This is a genomic window from Mesorhizobium sp. M0618, from assembly GCF_040320765.1.
GTDB lineage: Bacteria > Pseudomonadota > Alphaproteobacteria > Rhizobiales > Rhizobiaceae > Mesorhizobium.
In genome coordinates, this window is record NZ_JAMYQH010000017.1 from 43,097 (window position 1) to 66,785 (window position 23,689).

A 23,689-nucleotide genomic window follows, 5' to 3' on the forward strand; every position below is an offset into this window, starting at 1 on the left:
GAGTTGCAAAACCTTGAAAACCAGCTTGATGAACACCCGCTGCCCTGGTGCGGCGTGATGGATCGCGACACCAGGAATGCTCTTATCGCCGCAGTGTGGATCATGCTTCTGTTCGGTATCGGCGCCTACTATCTGCCGACCGTGATGCTGGCACTCGGCAGCCTTTCGACCGTGCTGGCCGGCGCCTTCGGCGTCGTCTTCGTGCTGGCGTTCTTCTCGGTGTTCTGGCTGCGGGCCCGCAACCAGCGCAAAAACCAGGGTAAATAGGCAAGGGATTTTCGATATGCGCATTCTGATCACTGGCGCCGCGGGTATGGTCGGCCGCAAGCTCATCGCCCGGCTGGCCAAGGACGGCACGCTGCGCGGCGGCAAGATCACCGCGCTCGATTTACACGATATCGTGCCGCCGCAGGCACCGAGCCTGGATGGCGTCAGCGTCACGCTGCACACCGGCGATCTCGCCGAAGCGGGTGCCGCTGAGCGCCTGGTCGCATCGCGTCCCGATGTCGTCTTTCATCTCGCGGGCATCGTATCGGGCGAGGCGGAAGCCAATTTCGATCTCGGCTACCGCGTCAATCTCGATGGCACGCGGGCACTGTTCGATGCCGTTCGCCTGGCGGGCTTTGCACCGCGTGTCGTCTTCACCTCGTCGATCGCGGTGTTCGGCGCGCCGTTCCCGGATGTCATTCCCGATGAATTCCATCCGACGCCGCTGACCTCCTACGGCACGCAAAAGCAGATGAGCGAAGCGCTGCTGGCCGACTATTCCAGACGCGGCTTCTTCGACGGCATCGGCATCAGGCTGCCGACCATCTGCGTGCGGCCGGGCAAGCCGAACAAGGCGGCGTCCGGCTTCTTCTCCGGCATCATCCGTGAGCCCTTGAGCGGCCAGGGGGCGATCCTGCCGGTGCCGCGTTCGGTCGTGCACACCCACGCCAGCCCGCGCTCGGCGGTGAACTTCCTGATCCATGCGGCGGGAATCGACGGCAGTGCTGTCGGGCCGCGCCGCAACCTGACGATGCCTGGCGTCGCCGTCACCGTCGGCGAACAGGTCGAGGCGCTGGAACGCATCGCCGGGCCGAAGGCGGTAAGCCTGATCCGCGAGGAGCCGGATGACACGATCTGGGCGATCGTCAAGGGCTGGCCAACACGGTTCGAGGCGCGGCGGTCAAGGGAACTGGGCTTCAGCGCCGAGAACAGTTTTGACGAAATCATCCGCGCGCATATCGAGGACGAACTCGGCGGCAAGATCGCGGGTTAAACCCCGAGCCTCGCGGCGCCGGGCATCATCCGCCGCTCGCCAAGCTCGCCGACAGCAACAACAATCCGAACAGGAACACGAAGGCTGCGCCGCCGATCTCGACGATCGAGTGGATGCGGTTGCCCATGCGGCCGTCGCCGGCGAAATACACCGCCCAGTTCTTGGCGGTCACCGCCAGTGTCGCCAGTGCCGAAACGGTGATGGCGGTGCCAAGCGACATCGCCAGGACCGACAGCAGGCCGCCGAGCCAGAGCCCGTTGAGCAGGGCGAAGCTGAGCACGATCAGCGCGCCGGAGCAGGGGCGGATGCCGACCGCCGCCACCGCCGTCCAGGCCGTGCGCCAGTCGAAGCGGTCGCCCGACAGCAGCGCCGGATCTGGTGCATGCGAATGGCCGCAGGTGTCGCAGACTTCGCCCGCCGCGTGATCGTGATGAGCATGATCGTGTTCGGCATGATCGTGATGATCGTGCGAAGGGCCGTGCACATGGTCATGCGCGTGTAGCGCGTGCGAATGAGCATGCGCCGAATTGCTGTGAGCTGCATGGGAGTGACCGGCCTGCGAATGCGCGCCGTGCGAATGACCCCCATGAGAATGATCGGCGTGAGAATGACCGGCGTGAGCCGCCGACAGGCTGTAGGCCGGGCCTCTTCCAAACAGGCGCAGGATGGAAGGGCCGAGCTTGCGCCACAGCAGCCAGGCGCCGAACAGGGTGACGAAGACAAAGCTCATGATCTCCATGAACCAGGCTGCGTCCGTCATCGAGACGGAGGTGCCGCGCAGGACGAAATAGGCGACTCCCATCACCGCGACCGCGGTCAGGCCCTGCAGCAGCGCCGAGACGAAGGACAAGAGGATGCCGCGCCGCAACGCCACCTCATTGGCCACCATGTAGGACGAGATCACCGCCTTGCCGTGGCCGGGGCCGGCGGCATGGAAAATACCGTAGGCGAAGGACAGGCCGACGAGTACCCAGATCTTGCTGCCGTCCTGGCGCATCGCCTTCATCGCCGTCGCCAGCGCGCGGTAGAATTCCTGCTGCCTGAGATTGATCCACATCAGGATGTGGGCGAACGGGCCGGTGGTGGGCGCCATGCCGTCATTGACGCCGATGCCGAGCGAACTCTGGGCATGAGCGGCGTCGGCGAAATGCATCATTGCGACAGTGAGGGCCAACAGGCCGAATGCCAAACGCAGGGACGGTTTCGTCACCGGCTTCATCCTTCTGGCTGACAGGTCAGTTCGAGCTTGGTGGCGAAGATCTTGCTCATATCGGTGCCGGTCGGGTCATTGAAAAAGGCATCGGTGAGGGTCTTCTGGTTTTCCTTGATGGCCTCGTCCGGGTCTGGACGGACCACCTTGCTGGTGCAGTTCGAGGGCAGGCCTTCAACCGTGATGTTGGAGTCCTCGGTGAAGTCGATCGCCGTGTAGAATGTCGGATCGTAGACGCCGATATCGATCTTGCCGTGGAGCTTGATCGGCACCTTAGGTTCGGACTCGAAAAGGATGATCAGCTGATCGTTGTCGAAATTGGCCATCAGATGCGGCGGCGGCGTCATCGCCACATCCTTGCCGTCGACGGTGACGAGCTGGAAGTAATTGAACTCGGCCAGCGAGGCATGAACGGTGTCGGCGACTTCCTTCAGCTCCTTGTCGTCGAGCTTCAGGTCGGAGTTCTTGTCGAACTCCATCATCACGGTCGAGGAAAACAGATCGTCGAAGCGCCAGAGATGACGCAGAGCCTTCACGCTTTGGTGATCCGGGGAGAGAATCACATCGAGGCGGGCCTCGGCGAAGACATGCGGATGCACGTAAGCGGGTCCAGTGGCGGCAAAAGTAGCCGCCAAGGCCGAAGCCAGCATGATTGCGTGCCGTTTCAGATTCATTCTCGGTCCATAGGCCTCGGAAGAGTTGCCGAGAGTTACCAGAAAGGGGGCGAAATTGGGACCACGAGACTATTGACGCCGGTCAGCCAGCCTCGCGCGTCCTGAACCACTGCACCAAAAAGTCGACGAAGACGCGGACTTTCGCCGGCAGATAGCGACGGTGCGGGTAGACGGCGAAGATGCCGCCGCCCGACAGGATACGGTCATCCATCACCGCCACCAGCCGGCCGCTCGCGAGGTCGGGCGCGGCGATGAAATCCGGCAGGACGGTAAATCCGAGACCCGCCACGGCCGCGGCTCTCGCCGTCATCGGGCTGTTGACCTCGACCGGACCGGACACCGAAACGCTCACCGGATCGCCATTGTCGCCCTTGAACGGCCAGTTGTTCAGTCCGCGGCCATTGGTGTCGACGATGCAAGGCATGCGGCTGAGATCCTGCGGCCTTGTCGGCATGCCATGCTTGGCGATCAGTTCGGGGGAGGCGCAGAGCTTTATCGAAAACGGCGCCAGCCGCCTGGCGATCAGCGACGAGTTCTCCAGCCGCGAGATGCGCACCGCAAGATCGAAGCCCTCCTCGACCAGATCGACGAAGCGGTCGTCGAGCTGGATGTCGAGGACGATGTCGGGATGCTGCTTGGCGAAGTCGATCAGGGACTGGCCGATCGGCGCATCGGCGAAGGTGCGCGGCGCCGACAGCTTGATCCGGCCGCGCACGTCACCGGAGGATTCACGCACCGCGTCGGCCAGGCTGTCGACCTCGCGCACGATCTCCGAGGCGCGCCGGTAATAGGTGTGGCCGGCCTCTGTCATCGAGAACTGGCGCGTGGTGCGGTTGAGCAGCAAAGCGCCGAGTTCGTCCTCCAACTCGCGCACATATTTCGACAGCAAGGCCTTGGAACGGCCGATCTTGCGCGCCGCCGCCGAAAAGCCCTCGGCCTCGACCACGTCGATGAAGGCACGCATGCGCGTCAGTGTGTCCATGGTCAGGCCTTTCGTGCCGCGTCGAGAAGTTTCCGGCCGAGCCGTATCAGGGCAATGTCGCTGCCGGAAGGGCCAAGCAGCGACAGGCCGAACGGGGCGCCGGCGACCGAGCCGACGGGCAGTGTGATCTGTGGAAAACCGGACAGGCCGGCCAGGCACAGAAGTTGGAGCGCCCGTTCGCGATAGGCCTGGAACTGCTCCGGCGTGCTGTCCACGTAAGGTGCCGGACCAGGCACCGTCGGCAGGACAAGGAAGCCGTTCTTGCCGAGCAGGGCGCTCAGTTCGCCGCGAAAGGTCAGACGTCGCACCTTCTCGGCCTGGGCTGTCTTGTCGTCGACGGCGCGGCCAAAGCCGAAACGCTCCTCGACGCCGGGGCCAAGGCCGCGCTCGCCGCTGGTGATCCATTCGCCATGCACCGCCCAGGCCTCCCTGGCCTGCAGCCGGCGAAAGCACCAGTAGAGTTCATCGGGAGATGAGGAGAAGCGCACTCCCGGCGTCATCGGCGCGCCGAAGACCTTGCCCGCCAGCCCCTTCATTTCACCATATTCGGCAAGCGCCGGGCGGGCGACCAATCCATCCAGCCAATCCAGTGCCAGCGGCCGGTCCAACACATGCTGGTGCGGATCGCGGCCGAGCAGCAGCTTGCCGACGGTTTCGTAGGTCTCGATGTCGTCGGCGAACCAGCCGAACGTGTCGAGGCTCGGCGCCAGCTTCATGGTGCCGTCGAGCGGAATGCGGCCATGCGTGGTGCGCAGCCCGATCAGTCCGCAAAAGCTCGCCGGGGCGCGGATCGAGCCGCCGGTGTCGGAGCCGGTGGCGATATCGGCCAGCCTGCCCGCCACCGCCGCCGCCGATCCCGATGAGGAGCCGCCTGTGACGCGGTCGGGTGCCGCCGGGTTCACCGGAAACGAGAAATGCGCATTCTGGCCGAACAGCGCGAAGGCAAGCTCGTCGGTCTGCGTCTTGCCGACGAAGCGTGCGCCGGCATCGAGGATCATCTGCACGGCGGGTGCGGTGCGCGAGGCTGCGTGGCTTTCGGCGAATTTTTGCAAATTGCCGCAACCGGTGCGGTAGCCGGCGACGTCGTAGATGTCCTTGACGGCCAGCCGCAGGCCGGCCAGCGGGCCTAGCTGGGCATGTGCCACTGGCATCTGGCGAAGATCGAGAAAGGCGTTGAGAGGGCCGTGCGTGCCTGTCATCGTTCGATATCCGGATACGGTTGCCGCAACATTGTTCGACGCCAGAAATTTTACAACCTGCGATACGATTTTTATTGATTGTGAAAGTCTTCGCCCTTATATCGCGCTTGCCCAAAGTCGCACGTGCCTGTGGGTGTCCGCCGATCCTCGAATGGTGAGGGAAATCGGTAAGGTAACTGGAGCTAACCCCTCCAGTCGGTCTAGCGGCCAACCGCCAGCCCGAGGACACCTTGAAGCAACGACGGTGCGGGCCTTTCTGGTGTTCTGCCGGTTGTCCAAAAACCGGGGTTACTGAAGAGGCACACCTTCATTGCCGGCAGTGCGGACGGGTCTCCCATCCAAGCCAAGGCAGACAAAGCGAACCGAGGCCGGGCAAGGCCAAGGTTCACCGCCGCGAGACGGCGCTTCATGGTTCCGGGGTCTCCACCGGCTGGTTCCATGAATTTCCGTCCCGCCTTTGTCCACCGCGAGTTCGCGAGGCCGACAGCCCGCGTCCCGCAGCCTTATTGCGCGCCGAAAGGCGCTGATGGAGAGACCCCGATGGCCACCCAGCGCATTCTTGACTTTCTCGCCACCCGACGTCCGACCGGCCCCTGCCTCGTCGTCGACCTCGATGTCGTGCGCGACAATTTCCGCGCCTTCGAGAAGGCGCTGCCTGATTCCAAGATCTACTATGCTGTGAAAGCAAACCCGGCGCCGGAAATCCTGCGCCTGCTTGCTGCGATGGGCTCGTCCTTCGACACCGCTTCCGTTGCCGAAGTCGAGATGGCGATGGACGCTGGTGCGCCGGCGGACCGCATCTCCTTCGGCAACACCATCAAGAAGGAGCGTGACATCGCACGCGCCTACCAGCTCGGCATCCGCCTGTTCGCGGTCGACTGCGTCGAAGAGGTCGAGAAGATCGCCCGCGTCGCTCCAGGCGCGCGCGTGTTCTGCCGCGTGCTGACCGATGGCGAGGGCGCCGAATGGCCGCTGTCGCGCAAGTTCGGCTGCGTGCCGGCGATGGCCGTCGACGTGCTGCGCCATGCCAAGGGGCTCGGCCTCGACGCCTATGGCGTATCGTTCCATGTCGGCTCGCAGCAGACCGACCTGACCGCCTGGGACCGTGCGCTGGCCGACGCCAAGGTGGTGTTCGCGACGCTCGCCGAAGAAGGCATCGTCTTGAAGATGGTCAATATGGGTGGTGGTTTCCCGACGCGCTATCTGCGTGACGTGCCGGCCGCCCAGGCCTATGGCCAGGCGATCTTCTCGGCGCTGCGCAAGCATTTCGGCAACGCGCTTCCCGAGACCATCATCGAGCCGGGCCGTGGCATGGTCGGCAATGCCGGCGTCATCAAGTCGGAAGTCGTGCTGATCTCGAAGAAAGCGGCCAACGACAATGTGCGCTGGGTGTTCCTCGACATCGGCAAGTTCGGCGGCCTGGCCGAGACGATGGACGAGGCGATCCGCTACCCGATCGTCACCGCGCATGACGGCACGGAGACAGCACCTTGCGTGCTCGCCGGCCCGACCTGCGATTCGGCCGACGTGATGTACGAGAAGACGCCCTATCCGCTGCCTTTGTCGCTGACGATCGGCGACGAGGTGCTGATCGAAGGCACCGGCGCCTACACGACCACCTACTCGGCGGTCGCCTTCAACGGCTTCGAGCCTCTCCGATCCTACGTGATCTGACGGCGCTTCCTCAGCGCATTTTCGGACGGCGAACCGGACACAACTTCGCCTGAAAATGCGCTGAGAGAGCCGATCAGATCATCCCAGGTGGGCGCCTGTCGTCCACCCGGGCTCGCCTGTGGAACAGATCTCCGCTCGCCAGGGATTGCGGAAATGGAAATGTCATTTGAAATGGAAATGCCAGTTGAAATTGGGGGCCACGCACCGGCCTTTGGGATGGTCGCCGAAACCGCCGCCGATGTTGCGGCGCGCGAGGCGTTGCTCGATCGGGCCATGGGGCCGAAGCGCAGGAAAAAGTCGTCGGAGAAGTTGCGGCGTGGCCGGCGGCCCTCGGAAGGGCTGGCCTTCGTCGCCCGCGATGCTTCGGGCGGCGTGGCCGGCACCGTGCGGCTGTGGGATGTCAGGCTGGGCGAGGGCGGTGCGGCCGCGCTGCTGCTTGGCCCGCTTGCCGTCGACCCGTCGCTCAAGAATGCCGGCATCGGCTCGGCGCTGATGCGCCATGCCATCGCCGAAGCGGCGCGTCTCGGCCATGCCGCTATCCTTTTGGTCGGCGATGCGCCCTATTACGCGCGCTTCGGCTTCTCGGCCGAGAAGACCGGTTCACTTGCCATGCCAGGACCCTATGAGCGGCACCGCCTGCTGGCGCTGGAACTGGTGGAAGGCGCGCTTGACGGCGTGCACGGCACGCTGAAGGCGGCCGGTCGCAAGCTGAAGGCGCAGGAATTGATATCGGCGGCCTGACACGAAGCCGCCAGCATTTCATGCAAAAACGCCGCCCGAAAAAGGCGGCGTTTTTTCGCAATTGGTGGGTGCCGCCGCCTGGGCGGCTGGATGCCTTCAGCCGATCAGCTGGCTGAGCGCCATAGCGACGGTCATGTCGCCTTCGACCTTTATCTTGCCGGTCATGAACGCCATTGTCGGGTTCAGGTCGCCAGCGATCAGCGAATCCAGATCGTCGAGCGAGAGCTTGATGGTGCAGTCGGTGGGTGCATCGGTGTTCGAAACAGTCGCGCCGTCGATGACGATGACGCCGTCGCTGCCGGTGTCGAATTTCACGGAACGATCGAACCCGCTACTGGCCACCCGCGACTTGATCTTCTCGGCAATCTCCTGAACGCTCACGCTGTTCTCCTTGTCTGGTTGCATCTGTCTCGCAACGGCGCTTCGATCCAGCCGAAGCCCATGCCGCGGTTTCGCGATCACGGTCGCTGCCGCATATAGCTTTGGGTTGACGTTTACGTCAACGCGGATTCGGGTGGCTGGTTCCTGCCCTTGCGGCAGGCGAGGCTCGATGTGACCGGGCCTGTGAGCAGGGCAACTCAGTGTTCCTTGAACGCCTTGGTCATTTCGGTCGCCGTTTCGCTTTTCTTGCGGCGCAGCCAGTTGTCGCGGATTTCGTCCTTCGACAGGAAATTGACCTGGTCGATCAGAACTTCATGCACCAAAGGCGCGCCGACACGCGCGTTGACGGTATCGCGGATTGCGGCGCGGAAGGCATCGAGATCGATGGTCGCCTTGTTGGTGAAGTCGATCTGCGGATTGGAATAGAGGTAGGAATAGACCTGGTCGGTGATCAGCGCTTCGGCCGGAATGGACAGCTTCTTTATCTGCTCGGGTTCGACGGTGTAGACGAGCTTGGTCAGGAAATAGCCGCCGATCTCAGAATCGCGGATCAGCGGCACCGAAATGATGTCGGTCTTGACGTAGTCGAGACCGCCCAGCATCGGCTTCGGCGTTTCGCCGACACCGCGCTCGCCGGCCGCCTGAAACGAATAGAACACGGCGCCGAGGGTTGCGGCGCAAATCCAGACGGCGATGGCGATGACCTTGATCATCGACTCTTGTCAGTCCCTTGATCAGTCCCTTGCGAAGGCGACGCGGCACTGCGCCGTTGCTTCGGCAGGATCTCCGAAGTGTCGCTCGTGTTCGGCATCATGCCTTCATCCAGCCGAACTCGCCGGCGGAGTAGGTGCCGTCGGTCTCGGCGCGCTGGATGGCATGCCGCAGCAGGCTGGCGACTTCGTTGACCGCGCTGAGATGCGCGAGGATCGCCGCTTCGTTCTTCGCCAGCTTCTGGCGCAGCCGGGTCAGGCCCTCGCGGTGCTGTTCGAGGAATTCGGCTTCGCTGCCGCCCTTCATGGCGCGGGTCAACTCGTAGAGGTAGCGGCTCTTGCGGGCGTTCGATGCCTTGAGATCATAGTTGGTCGCGTTGCGGATGCCGGCGGTCTCTTCCTCGACCACTTCCTCGATGCGACCGATGATGGCGGCGAGGTTGCCAGGCCGCGCGAACGGGATCGGCGCTTCCGACGCGGTCGTGCGTGCTGGCAGGTTGGAGGTGGATTCCGAAAAGTCGGCCATGGCGTTTCCCGTTTAGATCTTGATATTTGTTTTTATGGTCGTCTCGTCACCGGTCATCGACCCCGCAGCCTTGCGCTGCAATTGGTGGACCAGCGAGGTCGACAGGCTGTTTTGCTGGTCGATCTCGGTCTTTTCCAACCCGCCCGAAACCGGACCGACCGGAACCACGCGCTTGCCTTCGAGATAGTGGTCGGCAAGCATCGACTTGGCGATGCCGATGCCACCGCGTTCGGCCATCACGTCCGCGACCCGCTCGGCAAGCTGCGATTTCCACATGTCGCCGGCCAGGCCCTTGCCGTAGACGCCCTCGGTATCCTTTGGCAGCATGTTCTGGATGAAGGTCTGCAGCACCATCGCCTCGAACTTCTTGAATTTGTTGGCCGGGTCGGTTGCAGCGGCGGCCTTGTCGGCGGTGGCGCGCGACAGGATCGAGCCGGCATCGACCGAAGCGGCGGTGTCGAGTGAAAACGTGCCCGCAGCGCCGCCGGCCCGCTTTGCCAGCGCGGCGCGGGCGGTCTCGATATCCGCCGGGTCGACGGCTCGGGCCACATCCATAACGATGTCGCTGGGTGGAGAAATCGCCAAGAAAGTCCGCCTTTTACCGGTTTTCCTTAGCCAGACCATGCCTCAACAAGCTTGTGGCAGGCTTGCGGGAAGGAGAGGGAGCGGAAGTGCGGGGATCGGATCGAAGCTGCCGGCTTGGCGCCATGCGTTGTCGGGCAGTTTTTTCCATCGTCGATTTCCGCCTCAGCTTCACTCCTTGACCGCGCCCGTCATCGAGGAGACGTAGTGTTCGACAAAGAATGAATAGAGCACCACCACCGGCAGCGAGCCGATCAGCGCGCCCGCCATCAGGGCTCCCCATTCATAGACGTCCGAACGCACGAGCTCGGTAAGCACGCCGACCGGCACGGTCTTGTTTTCGGACGACTGGATAAAAGTCAAAGCGTAGATGAATTCGTTCCATGACAGGGTGAAAGCGAAGATGCCGGCGGAGATCAGGCCGGGCACCGACAGCGGCAGAACTATCTTGGTCAGGATTTGCCAGCGGCTGGCGCCGTCGATCAGCGCGCATTCTTCCAGTTCGAAAGGGATCGAGCGGAAGTAGCCCATCAAGAGCCACGTGCAGAATGGAATGAGGAACGTCGGATAGGTGAGGATCAGCGCGAACGGCGTATCGTAAAGGCCGAGGTTGAAAACCATCACCGACAGGGGAATGAACAGAATCGAGGGCGGCACGAGATAGGCCAGGAAGATCGCCAAGCCGACCTGCCGCGCCCCGGAAAACCTCAAGCGTTCGATGGCATAGGCAGCGAACACCGCCGCCAGCAGCGACAGGAAAGTTGCGGCGGTCGAGATGATGATCGTGTTGAGAAGCCAACCCGGATAGGACGTGTCGAAGAGCAGATATCGAATATGCTCGAGCGTCGGATGGACGACCCAGAACGGGTTGAAATTGGCATAATCCGTCATCTCGAGATTGGGTTTCACCGCCGTGATCGTCATCCAGTAGAACGGGAACAGCAGCACGATGACGAATATCAGGAGCGGCAGATAAACGGTCACCACGCGCCGGGGCAGGCTTTGAAGATAGCCCATGCCGCCTTCATCCGTATTCGGACGGTTGTTCGTTTCGATCGCGGCCATGTCAGTCTCCACCGCCCTGCTGCCATTTACGACGTTGCAGCCCAAAATAGCTGAAAAGGATCGCCGCAAGCAGGAACGGGATCATCGCCACCGCGATCGCGGCTCCCTCGCCAAGCTGGCCGCCGGAAATGCCGCGCTGGAACGAGAGCGTCGCCATCAGATGGGTGGCATTCACCGGCCCGCCGCGAGTCAGCACATAGATCAGCTGGAAATCGGTGAAGGTGAACAGGACCGAAAAGGTCATGGTGATGGCGATGATCGGCGTCAGCAGCGGCAGCGTCACATAGCGGAACAACTGCCAACGGCTGGCGCCGTCGAGCGTCGCGGCCTCGTAAAGCGATTGGGGAATCGTCTGCAGGCCGGCCAGCAGCGTGATGGCCACGAAAGGAATGCCGCGCCAGACATTGGCAGCGATCACCGAGGCGCGTGCGTTCTCCGGATCGCCAAGGAAATTGATGCGGTGATCGATCAGTCCCATTTCCATGAGCGCCCACGACAGGATGGAGAACTGCGAATCGTAGATCCACCAGAAGGCGATGGCCGAGAGCACCGTCGGCACCACCCACGGCAGCAGGACAATCGCGCGGAAGAACGATTTGAAGGGAAGGTTCTGGTTGAGGAGGAGCGCTAGCCAGAGGCCGAGCGCGAATTTCAGGATCGAAGCGCTGATCGTATAGAGCAAGGTGTTGAAGACGGAGAGCCAGAAGACGGCGTCGCTCCACAGATATTCATAGTTTTCGATGCCGATGAAGATGCCGGGGCGGCCGATGCGGGCATCGGTGAAGCCGAGCCAGACGCCGAGCCCCAGCGGATAGGTCAGGAAGACAAGCAGCAGTGCAGCCGCCGGAAGCATGAAGCCGAAGCCAAGTGCGTTCCGGCTTTCGCTCCAGCGCGACAGAATCCGTGAGAAGATCGAAGGTCGCGGCTGGATGGCAGCTGACGGCACGGCCATGGGTTGGCTCCTGCTGAGGTCTCATTGATAGGCCGGATCGGCCGCGACGCAATCCGAAGCCAGCCGGGCAGCCGCGCTGCCCGGCTGAGCAGGCTCAAACGCGATAATAGCGATTTGCCCGCTTCTCGGCCTCTTCCATTGCCTCTTGCGGCGTCGCCTGGCCGGTCACCGCTTTGGCGAACATGTCGACCAGCACGTAGTCGGCCATGGTTGCCGCCGAGGCATAGCCGAGCGGCCCGGCATAGCCGTTAGGCCGCAGAGTAGCCGAAGCCTTGGCGTAAGCGGCGTTGTTGGGATCGGCGGTCCATACGGGGTTGTTGTCGAATGCCTTCAGTGTCTGGCAGCAATATCCGGCCGAGGAGGTGATCCAGTCCTTCATTTGCGGTTCCTCGAACATGAACTGCAAATACGCCTTAGCCGCGTTGGGGTAGGGCGTGTAATTGAAGATGACAGCCGTGGTCACCTGGAACAATTCGACGGATTTGCCGACAGGACCGATGGGCAGGTTGGTCGTGCGTATGTCCTTGGCGATTTCAGCCAGCTTTGGATCTTTGTCCTTGTTGATCTTGGCCGTGTTGTAGGCGGAAATTCCATTGGCGATCACCCCCAGTTCGCCGGCCAGGAAGGCGCGGTTGTTGTTGACGTCGAGCCAGCTTTCGGTGCCTGGAATGAAGGTCTTGTAGAGCTCCTGCGCGTATTCGATCGCCTTGAGGGTCTCGGGGCTGTTGATCGTTACCTTGCCACTCTCGTCTACCATCTGGCCGCCATGGCTCCACAGCAGCCAATGAGCATAGTTGTTGCCGTCGCCGACGCCATGGCCATGCGTGAAGCCGGCCGGATGTCCCTTCGCTTGCAAGGCCTTGCAAAGTTCCAGGAAGCCTTTCGTATCCTTGGGAAACTCCGAAAAGCCGGCCTCTTTCACCCAGCTTTCCCGATAGACGATGGCATTGCCGATCGTGGCCAGGGGCAGGCCGACGAACTTCCCGGCGCGTGTCGCATATTGCTTAGGTCCCTCGTGCCAGCCACCGTATTTCGCGCCTAGATACTCACCCAGTTCGCTCACGTCGTGCAGCTTGTCGGGATATTGGTGCGGGTCATCGAACCAGACGAACATCAGGTCGGGGCCGGACCCGACATTGGCGGCGACCGCCGCCTTGGGACGAATGTCCTCCCAGCTTTCCTTGTCGACGCGAACCTCGACACCGGTCGCTTCGATGAAGCGCTTGGTGTTGGCCAGCCATTGGTCCTCGTCGCCCTGGACGAAAGGCGACCAGCGCAGCAGTCTAAGCTTGGCGCCATCCTCGGGTTTGTATTTCAGTCCGTCCTGGGCAAGGGCCGGAGAGCTGATGAACCGACTTCCCAAGGCACCCGCCGCCGCGCCGGCGGTGGTGCGGATCACGTCGCGTCTGGTGAACTTCATGCTCGTTTCCTCCTGTTTGTTGTCCTTGCCTATGGTCCTACTGATCGGTACGTGTTTGGAATCTCTGTCCGGTTTCTGCGTGAAAGAGATGAATGAGGCTGGGCTCGGCCGTAAGCCGGATGGTTTCGCCCGGCGTAAAGGAATGTCGTTCCCGGAAATTCGCGACGATCTCTTCGCCGCCGGCTGTCCTGCCGATGAGCTGCACTTCGGACCCGGTTGGTTCAACCACCGCGACGGTGACCGGAATGCCCTGCTCGTCGGACAGCCGCAAATGCTCGGGCCTTATTCCCAGCACCACAGGCTCGCCATCGCGGATGGAAAGTGCCGAGGCCAACGGGACTGAAATCCCCCCGGCGCCGCGGAACGAGGGTGAGCCGTCGGAAGCGATCTCGCCCCTCAGCAAATTCATGGCCGGCGAGCCGATAAAGCTGGCGACAAAAAGATTGTTCGGCCGGTCATAAAGTTCCAGCGGCGGCCCTATCTGCTCGACGATGCCGTCATGCATGACCACGATCTTGTCAGCCATAGTCATGGCTTCGATCTGATCGTGAGTGACGTAGACTGTCGTGGTCTTGAGGCGCTGGTGCAGTTCCTTGATCTCGGCGCGCATCTGCACTCTGAGTTTGGCGTCGAGATTGGACAGCGGTTCGTCGAAGAGAAACACCGCCGGATCACGCACGATCGCGCGGCCCATCGCGACGCGCTGGCGCTGGCCGCCGGAAAGCTGCCGAGGATAGCGCGCCAGCAAAGGCACCAGCCCAAGGATTTCGGCTGCGCGGCGCACGCCGGCATCGCTCTCCGGCTTGGAAACTCCTTTGAGCATCAGCGAGAACGCCATGTTCTCGGCAACGGTCATGTGTGGATAAAGCGCATAGTTCTGGAAGACCATGGCGACGTCGCGCTCCTTGGGCGCAACGTTGTTGACGACACGTTCGCCAATCGCGATCTGGCCGCGTGAAATCTTTTCCAGGCCGGCGATCATTCTGAGAAGGGTTGATTTTCCGCAGCCCGACGGTCCGACCAGAGTGACGAACTCGCCGTCCTCGATGTTCACGCTGACCCCGTGCAGGATCTCGACAGCGCCGAATGATTTATAGACTTCGCCAATTGCGACAGACGCCATCGGTCCTCCCAACAATTCCCGCGACGTCGTCGAAGGAACAACGCTTCCGCTAGCGACAGCCCTGGCTCCTCCCAGGCTCACGCTAGGCCGAAACGGTAGCGCTACCAAACCGGGCTGTAAAGCGTTTACGGGAAAGCCGAACCTTGGAGCGTCCGCTTCGCGCCACACAATCGTCCCAGCTACTCCTGCGTCCGCTTCTGCGCGATGATATCGAGCCGCTCGCGGTCGGAGCGTTCGCGTTCGTCGCGGTCGCGCACGTCCTTGTAGGCGCGCTCGACCATGTTGGTGCGGGCGGTCGCCGCGGCGATGAGGTTGGCTTCCTGCCTGGCGCTCGCCAGGTTCGCCTCCTGGCGCACCACCGCCTGGGCAATGCGGCGATGGTAGAGATCGGGAAACAGGGCGGAGAGCGAATCGGCCTGGTCGAAATGGCCGACCAGTTCCTTGGCCTCGGCCTCGGCGGTACTGGCCGCCGCAAGGAAGGTGGCGTGGCGGGTTTCGTGCAGCGCCTTCAGCTGTTCCTGCACCTTGACCAGCTTCTTGAGGCGGTCCTTGCGCGTGCTCATTTCTACCTCGCCAATGTCAGGTCGACGAAGCCGTCGACGAACAGCGACAGCATGGTGCCGACGGCGAAATAGAAGATGATCATGCCGCCGGCGATGATGAAGGGCTGGGAGATGAAATAGATGGGGATCTGCGGGGTCAGCTTGTTGACGAAGCCGATCGTCAGATTGACGAGAATGGCATAGGCGACGAACGGGCTGCCGAGGCGGATGACCAGGAAGAAGGTGTCCGACACCGTGTCGGTGACATCGACAAGGGCTGCCTGCGGGTTGAAGAAGATGTTGACCGGCGCGACCGTGTAGGAGGAAACCAGCGCGCGTATTATCTCGTGGTCGAAATCGAAGACGAACAGCATCAAAAGCGCCGAGAACGAGATGATGGCGGCAAGGGCTGCCTGGGGTTCGGGCTCCTCGATCGCCGGTCCGCCGCTGCCGCCATAGCCCACCAGCATGGCGATGGCCGAGCCCATGAAGCGCAGGGCTTCCATGTAGAGCCTGGTCATGGCGCCGATCAGGCCGCCGACCAGAAGTTCCGAGATGATCATCGGCACCAGGATCTGGGGGCGCGGGTCGACGAAAGGAAAGATCTTGTCCCACAGGAAGGCGAGCAGGCCGCCGGTGGCGGCGACCGCCACGAACAGCCTGACCTGGACCGGGACGCGGGCGCTGGAGAGGCCCGGCATCAGCATGAAACAGGCGCCGATGCGGCAGAAGGCGAGGAACGCCGCGATGACGACGCCTTGCGACAGCACGCTCACGATATGGTTCCGAGCACCTTGATCTCGACGCCCTTGGCGATTTCGACATGGCTGAGCACCGGCAGTGTGGTGAACAGGCGCTCGATGATCATGCGCACATAGGGGCGGGCGTCGGGCGCGGTGACGAGGACGAAACGCTCGCCGGCTTCCAGATATTTCTTGATCGCCTTGGTGGCGTCCTGGCCGAACTCCTCGAGCTGGCGCGGGTCGATGTCGAACTCGCGCACCTCACCCTTGGCGTCGCGCTTGAGGCTCTGGTGGAAGGCGAGATCCCAACGATTGCCGAGGCGCAGCACCTTCAGCACGCCGCCCTCGGACAGGTCGCCGCAGATCTGCTGGGCCATGCGGATGCGGACATGCTCGACGATCTGCTCGGTGCGGCGCACATGCGGCGCGATCTCGGCGATCGCCTCGATGATCAAGTGCAGATTGCGGATCGAGACGCGCTCGGCGAGCAGCAGCTTCAGCACCGCCTGCAGGCCGGGATAGGAGATGTGCGTGGTGCAGATCTCGTCGGCGAGCTTGCGGTATTCCTGGTCCTGACGTTCGAGCAGCGCCTTCATGTCCTTGTAGGACAGAAGCTGCGGCAGGTTGTTGCGGATGACTTCGGAGAGGTGGGTGAGCAGCACCGACATGTTGTCGGCGAAGGTGTAGTTCTCGCGCTTCAGATCCTCGGCGAAGGCTTCGACCACGGAATAGGCGCGCATGCCGAAGGCCGGCTCGCGGATTTCCTCGCCCGGTATTTCGGGTATGTCGCGGTTGCCGAGCAGCACCATGATCTCGCCGACGCGCATCTGGTACTCGGCCACCACGGTGCCGTGCACCTTGATCTGATAGCTCTTCGGCGGGATGGCGAAATCGTCGGCGACACGCACTTCCGGCACCACGAAGCCGTACTGGGTGGCGAATTTCTTGCGCATCTTGCCCATGCGGAAAACCAGTTCCTGATGCGACGTCAGCAGCCTTGTCGACAGCTGCTTGCCGATCAAAAGCTCGATCTCGGCGGTGGCGAGCGAAGCCTTGACCGAGTTCTTCTCCTCCTCGACCTTGGTCGCCTTTTCCTGGTCCTTGATCGCCTCGGCTTCGGCGACGGCGCGGTTGGCGCGCATCGGGATGACGTAGCCGAGGCCGGCCATGCCGGCGGCGAGCGCAAAGAACGGGAACAGCGGCAGGCCGGGCATCAGGCCGAGCAGGACCAGCAGCGATGCCGCGACATAGAGGGCGCGCGGGTGGGCGCCGAGCTGGCCGAACACCGCCTGGTTGGTCGAGCCGCGGGTGCCGCCCTTGGAGACGAGCAGGCCGGCGGCGAGCGACACGATCAGTGCCGGGATCTGGGTGACGAGGCCGTCGCCGACCGACAGCTTGATGAACACGTCGGCGGCTTCGCCCATGCCCATGCCGTGCCTGATGTAGCCGATGGCAATGCCGCCGACGATGTTGATGGCGGTGATGATGAGGCCGGCGATGGCGTCGCCGCGCACGAACTTCGAGGCGCCGTCCATTGAGCCGAAGAATGAAGATTCTTCTTCCAGCTCGCGGCGGCGCAGCTGCGCGGTCTTGTCGTCGATCATGCCGGCGGAGAGATCGGCGTCGATCGACATCTGCTTGCCGGGGATGGCATCGAGGGTGAAGCGCGCGCCGACTTCGGCGATACGGGTGGCGCCCTTGGTGATGACGATGAAGTTCACCACGATCAGGATCATGAAGACGATCAGGCCGATGACGAAGTCGCTGGCCATCACCAGCTTGGAGAAGCCGGCGATGACATAGCCGGCGGCATGCGTGCCCTCATTGCCATGCGACAGGATCATGCGCGTGGTGGCGATGTTGAGCGACAGCCGCAGCATGGTGGCGATGAGCAGCACGGTCGGGAACGACGAGAAATCGAGCGGCCGCTGGATCCACAGCGCCACCATCAGGATCAGCACCGAAAGCGCGATCGAGAAGGCGAGGCCGATGTCGATGAGAAAGGCCGGAATCGGCAGGAACAGCACGGCCAGGATGATGACGATGCCGATGGCGAAGAAGACGTCGCGGCCGTTCTTGGCCACCGCGCCGGGCTGAATGCTTTCGCTGATCGCCATATCGTCCTCAAACCCCATACACTGCCGAGCGCGCGACAGCCCTGTGAGGGTAGTCCGCCAAGCTTGCGCGAGGGTGGGAGACTGGCTAGTCCGAACGATCATGCGCAGGCCGCCGTGTCGGTCGGCCTTGTAAAGAAGGGAAAACCGCATGCTTCTGATCATCGGCACCATCCGCTTGCCGCCAAACAAACTGGAAGAAGCCAAGCCCGCTATGGAACGCATGGTTTCCGGCAGCCGCGCCGAGTCCGGCTGCATCCAATATTCCTATGCGCAGGATGTTTTCGATGCCGGGCACATCCGGGTCACGGAAGTCTGGAGCGACAGGGCAGCGCTCGACGCGCATTTCGCCTCGCCGCACATTGCGGACTGGCGTGCGAGCTGGCCGGCGCTTGGCATAGGCGAGCGCAACCTCGTGCTCTATGAAGCCGGCGAGCCCATGCCGACCTGAACGGTCCATCGGCCGATCGATATCGCGCCCGCTATGTGGTGTCTGTCGGCATTGTGGTTGCCATGCCGTGCCGCCGGGCGTATCAGGCTGGCTTTCCACTGCCATTCGATATCGGCGAGCCGCCCGGGTGCTTTCCAGAAACCACAGCGAAGTCTACGCCCGCCGGTTGCGCGCGGTGCTGGTCAGGTCGTTGCCTCTGCTCGAGGCACGCGGCATCGTGGTGGTCATCCTCGCAGGTGTCGTAGGCGTGATGGCTGGCATATTGGTCACGGCGATGAGCCAGATCGTGCAGGACCTGCACGGGCTGCTGTTCGGCGTTCAGCCAGGCGGCCGGCTTTCCGGCATGTTCTCGCTCGCCAATCCGATGCAGGCGCTGATACCGGCGATCGGCGGCATGCTGCTGGGGCTGACGGTGGTCTGGCTCAGGATACGGAAATTCCGCACGCCGATCGACCCGATCGAAGCCAATGCGCTCTATGGCGGGCGCATGTCGCTGACCGACACCTTCATCATCGCCGGCCAGACGATGATCTCCAGCGGTTTTGGCGCCTCGGTCGGGCTGGAAGCCGGCTATACGCAGGTTGGCTCCGGGCTGGCATCGCGGCTGGCGGGCATCTTCAGGCTGCGCCGCAACGATGTCCGCATCCTGGTCGGCTGTGGTGCGGCCGGCGCCATCGCCGCCGCCTTCGATGCACCGCTGACCGGCGCCTTCTACGGCTTCGAATTGGTCATCGGCATCTACTCTGTCGCCAATGTCGCACCGGTCTTGACAGCCGCGATCTGCGCCTCGCTGACCGCCGAAATGTTCGGCGGCGTGCCGTTTCCGCTCGAGCTTTCGGGCCTGCCTGCGCTCACCGCCAGCCAGTATGTGCCGTTCCTGCTGCTCGGCCTGCTCGGCGGTGCCGCCTCGATCGCCATCATGCATCTGGTGACGTTGATCGAACGTGGTTTTGCCAGACTGTCGATCGATGCGGCGCTGCGCCCCGTCATCGGTGGCGTCATCGTCGGGCTGCTGGGTCTTATCACCCCGCAAGTGCTGTCAAGCGGCCATGGCGCGCTGCATCGCGAATTCTCGATGAATTACGGGCTGGCCGTGGTGGCCAGCGTCTTCGTGCTCAAGCTGACGGCGTCGGCGGTGTCGCTGGGGTCGGGTTTTCGCGGCGGATTGTTCTTCGCCTCGCTGTTCCTCGGCGCGCTGCTCGGCAAGGCATTCGCGGATGTGATGATTGTCGTCTCGCCGGCAACCGGCATCGACCCTGCCGTTGCCGCCGTCGTCGGCATGACGTCGCTCGCAGTCGGTGTCGTCGGCGGTCCGCTGACGATGACCTTCCTGGCGCTGGAATCGACCCGCGACCTGACGCTGACCGGCGTTGTGCTGGCCGCCTCGATCATGTCGGCGATCCTGGTGCGCGAAACCTTCGGTTACTCGTTCTCGACATGGCGCTTCCATCTGCGCGGCGAGACCATCCGCAGCGCCCACGATGTCGGCTGGATGCGCAGCCTCACAGTCGGTTCGATGATGCGCAAGGACATCAAGACCATCTATGCCTCGACGACGCTGGCAGCCTTCCGCAAGCAAGTGCCGCTCGGCTCTGCCCAGCGCGTCATCGCCGTCGACGCGGGCGACCACTATGTCGGCGTGCTGATCGTAGCCGAACTGCACAGCGATCCTTCCGGCGGCGAGGTCCCGGTGCGCGATCTTGCCAAATACAAGGACGCGGTGCTGGTGCCGAGCATGAACGTGCAGGCCGCCGCGGAAACATTCCAGCGGGCGGGCGCCGAAGAACTCGCTGTCGTCGAGGATTTCACCGACCACATCGTGCTGGGGCTGTTGACCGAAGGCCATTTGATGCGGCGCTATGCCGAGGAGCTCGACAAGGCGCGCCGGGACCTGTCGGGCGAGGGGTGACGGGAGGGCCAAGCGGGGTGCCTGCGACAGGGGGCGCGGTTGCGGAGCCCTAATGCTCGATCGGTCCCTTGGCCATCACCAGGGCCGTGCCGGCGGTGGTCGGGCGCTCGATCATGCGTCGCACGCGCGGCGGTTCGTCGCCGCTGTGCAGGGCCCGCACGCGTTCGCCGATGACGGCGTCGGCATGGGTGATGCGTCCATTGTGCCTGATATATTCGATCCAGGTCGGCGTGTGATAATGCTCGATCCATACGGTGGGATTCTCGAGATCGCGCGCCAGCGTCCAGTTGCGGGCGCCGTCACGACGGCGGATGCGGCCGCGTTCGGCCATGATGGCGAGGAACTCCGGTTCGTCCTCGTGCCGGATCACATACTCGATCATGATGGCGATGGGACCACTGCGCGGCTTCAGGTCAAGCGCAAGGTGCGGTTCCTTGAAGCGATTGAGCGGGTCGAGGTTGAGCACCTGCTGTTGCGGCAGCGGGAGCAAAAGACCGATGGCGCCGCCGGCCAGCATGGCGACGCTGGCTGCGATCAGCGCGGTTTCGGCGCCGTGCGCATCGGCGACGACACCCCAGATCCAGCTGCCGAGCGCGATGCCGCCGAAAGTCGCGGTCTGGTAGACCGACAGCACCCGGCCGACCACCCAGCGCGGCGTCGCCATCTGCACCGTGACGTTGAAATGCGAAAGCGCGATCACCCAGCAGGCGCCGCCGACAAGCAGGCCGAGCGACGTCTGCCAGGCATGCTGGCTGACGGCGGCATTGAAGGCGCAGACAGCGAAGCCGGCAAAAGCACAGCGCACCATCGTCTCGCTAGACAGCAACTGCCGCAGCCTGACGCTGATCAAGGCGCCGCCGACCGCGCCGATGCCGAAGGCGCCGAGCATGATGCCATAGGTCAGCGCATCGCCCTTGACGACATCGCGCGCCACCAGAGGCAGCAACGCAAGCACAGCGCCTGCACTGAAGCCGAACGCAGCACCTCTGACCAGCACCTTGCCGATGTTGGGCGACATGGCGACATAGCGCAGGCCGGCGCCCATGGCGGCCCCCAGAGACTCGCGCGGCAAGGTCGACATGGGCACGTCCGGCTTCCAGCGCGCCAGCACGACGATCAGGCCGATATAGCTCACCGCGTTCGCCGCGAAGGCGGCCGCCGCACCGGCCGCGGCGACAATGATGCCGCCGATCGCCGGACCGACGCTGCGCGTCAGGTTAAAGCCCATCGAATTGAGGGCGACGGCCGCCGGCACCTTGTTGCGGGGTACGATATCGCCGACGGAGGCTTGCCATGACGGGCTGTTGAGCGCGGTGCCGCTGTCGATCAGGAAGGTGAAGGCAAGCAGCGTCCATGGAGTGATCAGGCCGGAATAAGTGAACACGGTCAGGAGCACCGACACCACCAGCATGAAGGTCTGGGCGACCAGCATCACCTTGCGCCGGTCGAAACTGTCGGCGATGGCGCCGGCTACGAGTGCAAACAGCATGATCGGCAAGGTGGTCGAAGCCTGGACCAGGGCCACCTGATAGGGCGAGGTGGCGATCGTGGTCATCATCCAGGCGGCGCCGACACCCTGGATCAAGCCACCGAAATTCGAGACGAGACTTGCGCCCCATACGGCGCGGAAAATGCCGTGACGGAAGGGCGCCAGCGCCGAGACGCTCTCGCTGTCCGGCTTTTCGTCAATCATTTGGGGTTCCTGCCATGTCGTGCCTGCTCGTCAGACAATCCGTTTGCGCAGACCGTTTGCCGAAAGTAGGGCAGGGCGCCGAAAAGGGCAAAAAAGCTCATGGTCCAACAATGGGATAGAGGCGGTCCAGGCCTTGTCCGCCGTGGGTCCGGAGGTGCCGCGGGGATCGGCGGCTCTGTCTTCAGACAATTGCGAACGGCATGCCGCGGCACACCATCCTGGAACAGGTTCAGAATCCGTTCTGGATGCGCTCGAAGATGACGTTGGTGAAGGCCGATATCTGGCTGCCGATGAAGGGGCCGGTCAGCGCCACCACCAGCATGATGGCGACGATTTTCGGCACAAAGGTCAAGGTGATCTCCTGCACCTGCGTCAGCGCCTGGATGAGGGCGATGCCGATGCCGACCACCATGGCGACCAGCACCACCGGAGCCGACGCGACGAGCACCGTCCACACCGCATACTGGACGATGTCGAGAGCGTCGGCCTCATTCATGGGACTGGCTCTCTGCCGAAAGCGTCAGCTTGCTGCCTTGACCGAAACTCCCGGACCGACCGCGACTTCGGTGCCGTTCTGCAGCACGGCGATGAGACCGTTGCTGGCGAGGCGCACCGAAGCCACGGTGCCCGTCGTCAGGCCGTCGGCGGAGGTTATCGAGCGCCCGATCAGTGCGTCGGCCTGCGACAGCGCCGAGGACTGCATGATCTGATTGAGCTTGGTGTTGGTCTGCACCGATTGCTCGACCTGAGAGAAGGTGGCGAGCTGGGCGACATATTGCGTCGAATCCATCGGCTTGGTTGGATCCTGGTTCTTCATCTCGGCGATCAGAAGCTTCAGGAACGACTGGTAGTCGACCGCTGTCTTCGAGGTCGACGCCGTGGCCTGATTGGCGCCGGTCGGAATCGTCGTCGTCATGTCCACGTTCATCAGTATCGTGCTCCCACAGCCAACGGGCGCTCGGCACCCGAAACATCGTCATTACCACCCAGCGCGCGGCGTTCGAGCGGATAAAGCGCGCGGATCGCCTTCAGCGCCTCGTAGATATGATCCTCGCCGACCATGCGGTCGATCTGTTTCAGCGCGCTGCAGATCTGGGTGTCCTCGAAGCTTGCCAGAAGCAGCGGCAGCGAACGGCGGAACATGTCGCGTGCGGCGGCGGCGCCGGCCGGGTTCATCAGCATGACCTGCAGGATGAAATAAAGCTGCTTGAGCGGCGTCGAGGCATCGTCGGCCTGAATCACGTGGCTTTCGAGCAGGAACTGGACGTCGTTCATCAATTCGACGGTGACCTTGCGGTCGACCCGGATGACGGCGCCGTTGATGTAGATCTTTTCGTTCGGCTTCAGCGATATCTTCAGCGTGTTGGTCATTGAATGCCGTCCCTGATGATCTGGGACACCTCGATCAGCCCTTCGAAATTGTTGGTGCGGCCCTGACGGATGTCCTCCGCCTCGCGCAGCAGCCACAGGCCGATGGAAATGAGGTTGGCGCGCAGTTCCTTGGGCAGGGCGTTGTCGCTGGAGCCAAGATCCTCGACGAAGGCGGTCCAGACGCGGTTGGTGAAGTGAAGCGCCTCGATCGCCTCCATCGAATCGTGGCCGGCCGCTGCTGCCGCCGCCAGCATGTCGATCGAGCGGGTCAGAAGCTCCCGCTCGCGGTCCTTCGCGTCGGCAACGGAGTTGCTCTGGATGTCGGCGTAGGAGAATTGGTACATCGTTGGGGCTCTACCGTTCCGT

General features: G+C 63.1%; 26 protein-coding genes. 6 read left to right on the plus strand and 20 right to left on the minus strand.

Annotation, left to right across the window (positions count from 1 at the left end; genetic code table 11):
• Positions 1-54: 54 nt before the first annotated feature.
• Positions 55-267 (plus strand): hypothetical protein, encoded by a 213-nt coding sequence (locus NKJ04_RS18890; protein WP_023810042.1) that lies wholly within the window; start codon positions 55-57, stop codon positions 265-267.
• A 16-nt stretch (positions 268-283) separates the two neighbouring features.
• Complete coding sequence (denD, locus tag NKJ04_RS18895; RefSeq protein ID WP_352677082.1) at positions 284-1,261, plus strand: D-erythronate dehydrogenase; 978 nt, start codon at positions 284-286, stop codon at positions 1,259-1,261.
• Positions 1,262-1,286: 25 nt separating this feature from the next.
• On the opposite strand, the gene NKJ04_RS18900 is transcribed toward denD, so the two are convergent.
• The 4 genes from NKJ04_RS18900 to NKJ04_RS18915 all read right to left on the minus strand — a co-directional run bounded on the left by NKJ04_RS18900 (position 1,287) and on the right by NKJ04_RS18915 (position 5,326).
• The gene (locus tag NKJ04_RS18900) at positions 1,287-2,480 is read right to left on the minus strand and encodes a nickel/cobalt transporter (protein ID WP_023810040.1); all 1,194 of its coding nucleotides are present in this window, start codon (positions 2,478-2,480) and stop codon (positions 1,287-1,289) included.
• Positions 2,477-3,145: a DUF1007 family protein gene (locus NKJ04_RS18905; protein ID WP_023810039.1), complete on the minus strand. Its 669-nt coding sequence runs from the start codon at positions 3,143-3,145 to the stop codon at positions 2,477-2,479. The genes NKJ04_RS18900 and NKJ04_RS18905 overlap by 4 nt, the downstream gene beginning before the upstream one ends.
• 82 nt (positions 3,146-3,227) lie before the next feature.
• Positions 3,228-4,127, minus strand: coding sequence for a LysR family transcriptional regulator (locus NKJ04_RS18910; protein ID WP_023810038.1), 900 nt, complete (start codon positions 4,125-4,127; stop codon positions 3,228-3,230).
• Between the two features lie 2 nt (positions 4,128-4,129).
• Positions 4,130-5,326, minus strand: a complete 1,197-nt coding sequence (locus tag NKJ04_RS18915; RefSeq protein WP_023810037.1) for an amidase — start codon at positions 5,324-5,326, stop codon at positions 4,130-4,132.
• Positions 5,327-5,866: 540 nt separating this feature from the next.
• On the opposite strand from NKJ04_RS18915, the gene odc2 reads away from it, so the two are divergent.
• Together odc2 and NKJ04_RS18925 are read left to right on the plus strand one after the other, a co-directional pair.
• A complete protein-coding gene (gene odc2 / locus NKJ04_RS18920; RefSeq protein WP_023810036.1) occupies positions 5,867-7,000 on the plus strand; it encodes an ornithine/lysine decarboxylase in 1,134 nt (377 codons plus the stop codon).
• Between the two features lie 171 nt (positions 7,001-7,171).
• Positions 7,172-7,741 (plus strand): GNAT family N-acetyltransferase, encoded by a 570-nt coding sequence (locus NKJ04_RS18925; protein WP_352554065.1) that lies wholly within the window; start codon positions 7,172-7,174, stop codon positions 7,739-7,741.
• 96 nt (positions 7,742-7,837) lie between these two features.
• On the opposite strand, the gene NKJ04_RS18930 is transcribed toward NKJ04_RS18925, so the two are convergent.
• From NKJ04_RS18930 to flhA, 11 genes are all read right to left on the minus strand, one after another.
• A complete protein-coding gene (locus NKJ04_RS18930; RefSeq protein WP_013529756.1) occupies positions 7,838-8,122 on the minus strand; it encodes an SCP2 sterol-binding domain-containing protein in 285 nt (94 codons plus the stop codon).
• 197 nt (positions 8,123-8,319) lie between these two features.
• Positions 8,320-8,835: a hypothetical protein gene (locus tag NKJ04_RS18935; protein ID WP_023810033.1), complete on the minus strand. Its 516-nt coding sequence runs from the start codon at positions 8,833-8,835 to the stop codon at positions 8,320-8,322.
• A gap of 97 nt (positions 8,836-8,932) precedes the next feature.
• Entirely contained in the window at positions 8,933-9,358 is a 426-nt protein-coding gene (locus NKJ04_RS18940; RefSeq protein WP_127290460.1) for a hypothetical protein, read from the minus strand.
• A 12-nt stretch (positions 9,359-9,370) separates the two neighbouring features.
• On the minus strand, positions 9,371-9,982 hold the full coding sequence (locus tag NKJ04_RS18945) for a rod-binding protein (protein ID WP_352441887.1): 612 nt from the start codon (positions 9,980-9,982) through the stop codon (positions 9,371-9,373).
• Positions 9,983-10,111: 129 nt separating this feature from the next.
• Entirely contained in the window at positions 10,112-11,005 is an 894-nt protein-coding gene (locus NKJ04_RS18950) for a carbohydrate ABC transporter permease (protein WP_023810030.1), read from the minus strand.
• A gap of 1 nt (position 11,006) precedes the next feature.
• The gene (locus NKJ04_RS18955; protein ID WP_372337954.1) at positions 11,007-11,858 is read right to left on the minus strand and encodes a carbohydrate ABC transporter permease; all 852 of its coding nucleotides are present in this window, start codon (positions 11,856-11,858) and stop codon (positions 11,007-11,009) included.
• A gap of 193 nt (positions 11,859-12,051) precedes the next feature.
• Positions 12,052-13,377 (minus strand): ABC transporter substrate-binding protein, encoded by a 1,326-nt coding sequence (locus NKJ04_RS18960; protein WP_352677083.1) that lies wholly within the window; start codon positions 13,375-13,377, stop codon positions 12,052-12,054.
• A gap of 37 nt (positions 13,378-13,414) precedes the next feature.
• Positions 13,415-14,500 carry an ABC transporter ATP-binding protein gene (locus NKJ04_RS18965; protein WP_352677084.1) on the minus strand — a complete coding sequence of 362 codons (1,086 nt, stop codon included), beginning with the start codon at positions 14,498-14,500 and terminating at the stop codon, positions 13,415-13,417.
• Positions 14,501-14,679: 179 nt separating this feature from the next.
• Positions 14,680-15,063: a hypothetical protein gene (locus NKJ04_RS18970; protein WP_352677085.1), complete on the minus strand. Its 384-nt coding sequence runs from the start codon at positions 15,061-15,063 to the stop codon at positions 14,680-14,682.
• A 2-nt stretch (positions 15,064-15,065) separates the two neighbouring features.
• Positions 15,066-15,818 carry a flagellar biosynthetic protein FliR gene (fliR, locus tag NKJ04_RS18975; protein WP_127290444.1) on the minus strand — a complete coding sequence of 251 codons (753 nt, stop codon included), beginning with the start codon at positions 15,816-15,818 and terminating at the stop codon, positions 15,066-15,068.
• Positions 15,815-17,902: a flagellar biosynthesis protein FlhA gene (gene flhA, locus NKJ04_RS18980; protein WP_127326668.1), complete on the minus strand. Its 2,088-nt coding sequence runs from the start codon at positions 17,900-17,902 to the stop codon at positions 15,815-15,817. Before flhA ends, fliR begins: the two co-directional genes overlap by 4 nt.
• A gap of 148 nt (positions 17,903-18,050) precedes the next feature.
• Here flhA and NKJ04_RS18985 point away from each other — a divergent pair, with 148 nt between their 5' ends.
• Positions 18,051-18,350: a putative quinol monooxygenase gene (locus NKJ04_RS18985; protein ID WP_352677086.1), complete on the plus strand. Its 300-nt coding sequence runs from the start codon at positions 18,051-18,053 to the stop codon at positions 18,348-18,350.
• A gap of 127 nt (positions 18,351-18,477) precedes the next feature.
• Complete coding sequence (locus NKJ04_RS18990; RefSeq protein WP_352441893.1) at positions 18,478-20,259, plus strand: chloride channel protein; 1,782 nt, start codon at positions 18,478-18,480, stop codon at positions 20,257-20,259.
• A gap of 49 nt (positions 20,260-20,308) precedes the next feature.
• On the opposite strand, the gene NKJ04_RS18995 is transcribed toward NKJ04_RS18990, so the two are convergent.
• The 5 genes from NKJ04_RS18995 to flaF all read right to left on the minus strand — a co-directional run bounded on the left by NKJ04_RS18995 (position 20,309) and on the right by flaF (position 23,667).
• Positions 20,309-21,952 (minus strand): MFS transporter, encoded by a 1,644-nt coding sequence (locus tag NKJ04_RS18995; protein ID WP_128303092.1) that lies wholly within the window; start codon positions 21,950-21,952, stop codon positions 20,309-20,311.
• Positions 21,953-22,181: 229 nt separating this feature from the next.
• Positions 22,182-22,448 carry a flagellar biosynthesis protein FliQ gene (gene fliQ, locus NKJ04_RS19000; protein WP_013529773.1) on the minus strand — a complete coding sequence of 89 codons (267 nt, stop codon included), beginning with the start codon at positions 22,446-22,448 and terminating at the stop codon, positions 22,182-22,184.
• 24 nt (positions 22,449-22,472) lie between these two features.
• A complete protein-coding gene (gene flgD, locus NKJ04_RS19005) occupies positions 22,473-22,880 on the minus strand; it encodes a flagellar hook assembly protein FlgD (RefSeq protein ID WP_013529774.1) in 408 nt (135 codons plus the stop codon).
• Entirely contained in the window at positions 22,880-23,323 is a 444-nt protein-coding gene (gene flbT, locus NKJ04_RS19010) for a flagellar biosynthesis repressor FlbT (protein ID WP_023810019.1), read from the minus strand. Before flbT ends, flgD begins: the two co-directional genes overlap by 1 nt.
• Positions 23,320-23,667, minus strand: a complete 348-nt coding sequence (gene flaF, locus NKJ04_RS19015; protein ID WP_023810018.1) for a flagellar biosynthesis regulator FlaF — start codon at positions 23,665-23,667, stop codon at positions 23,320-23,322. The genes flbT and flaF overlap by 4 nt, the downstream gene beginning before the upstream one ends.
• Between the last annotated feature and the right edge of the window lie 22 nt (positions 23,668-23,689).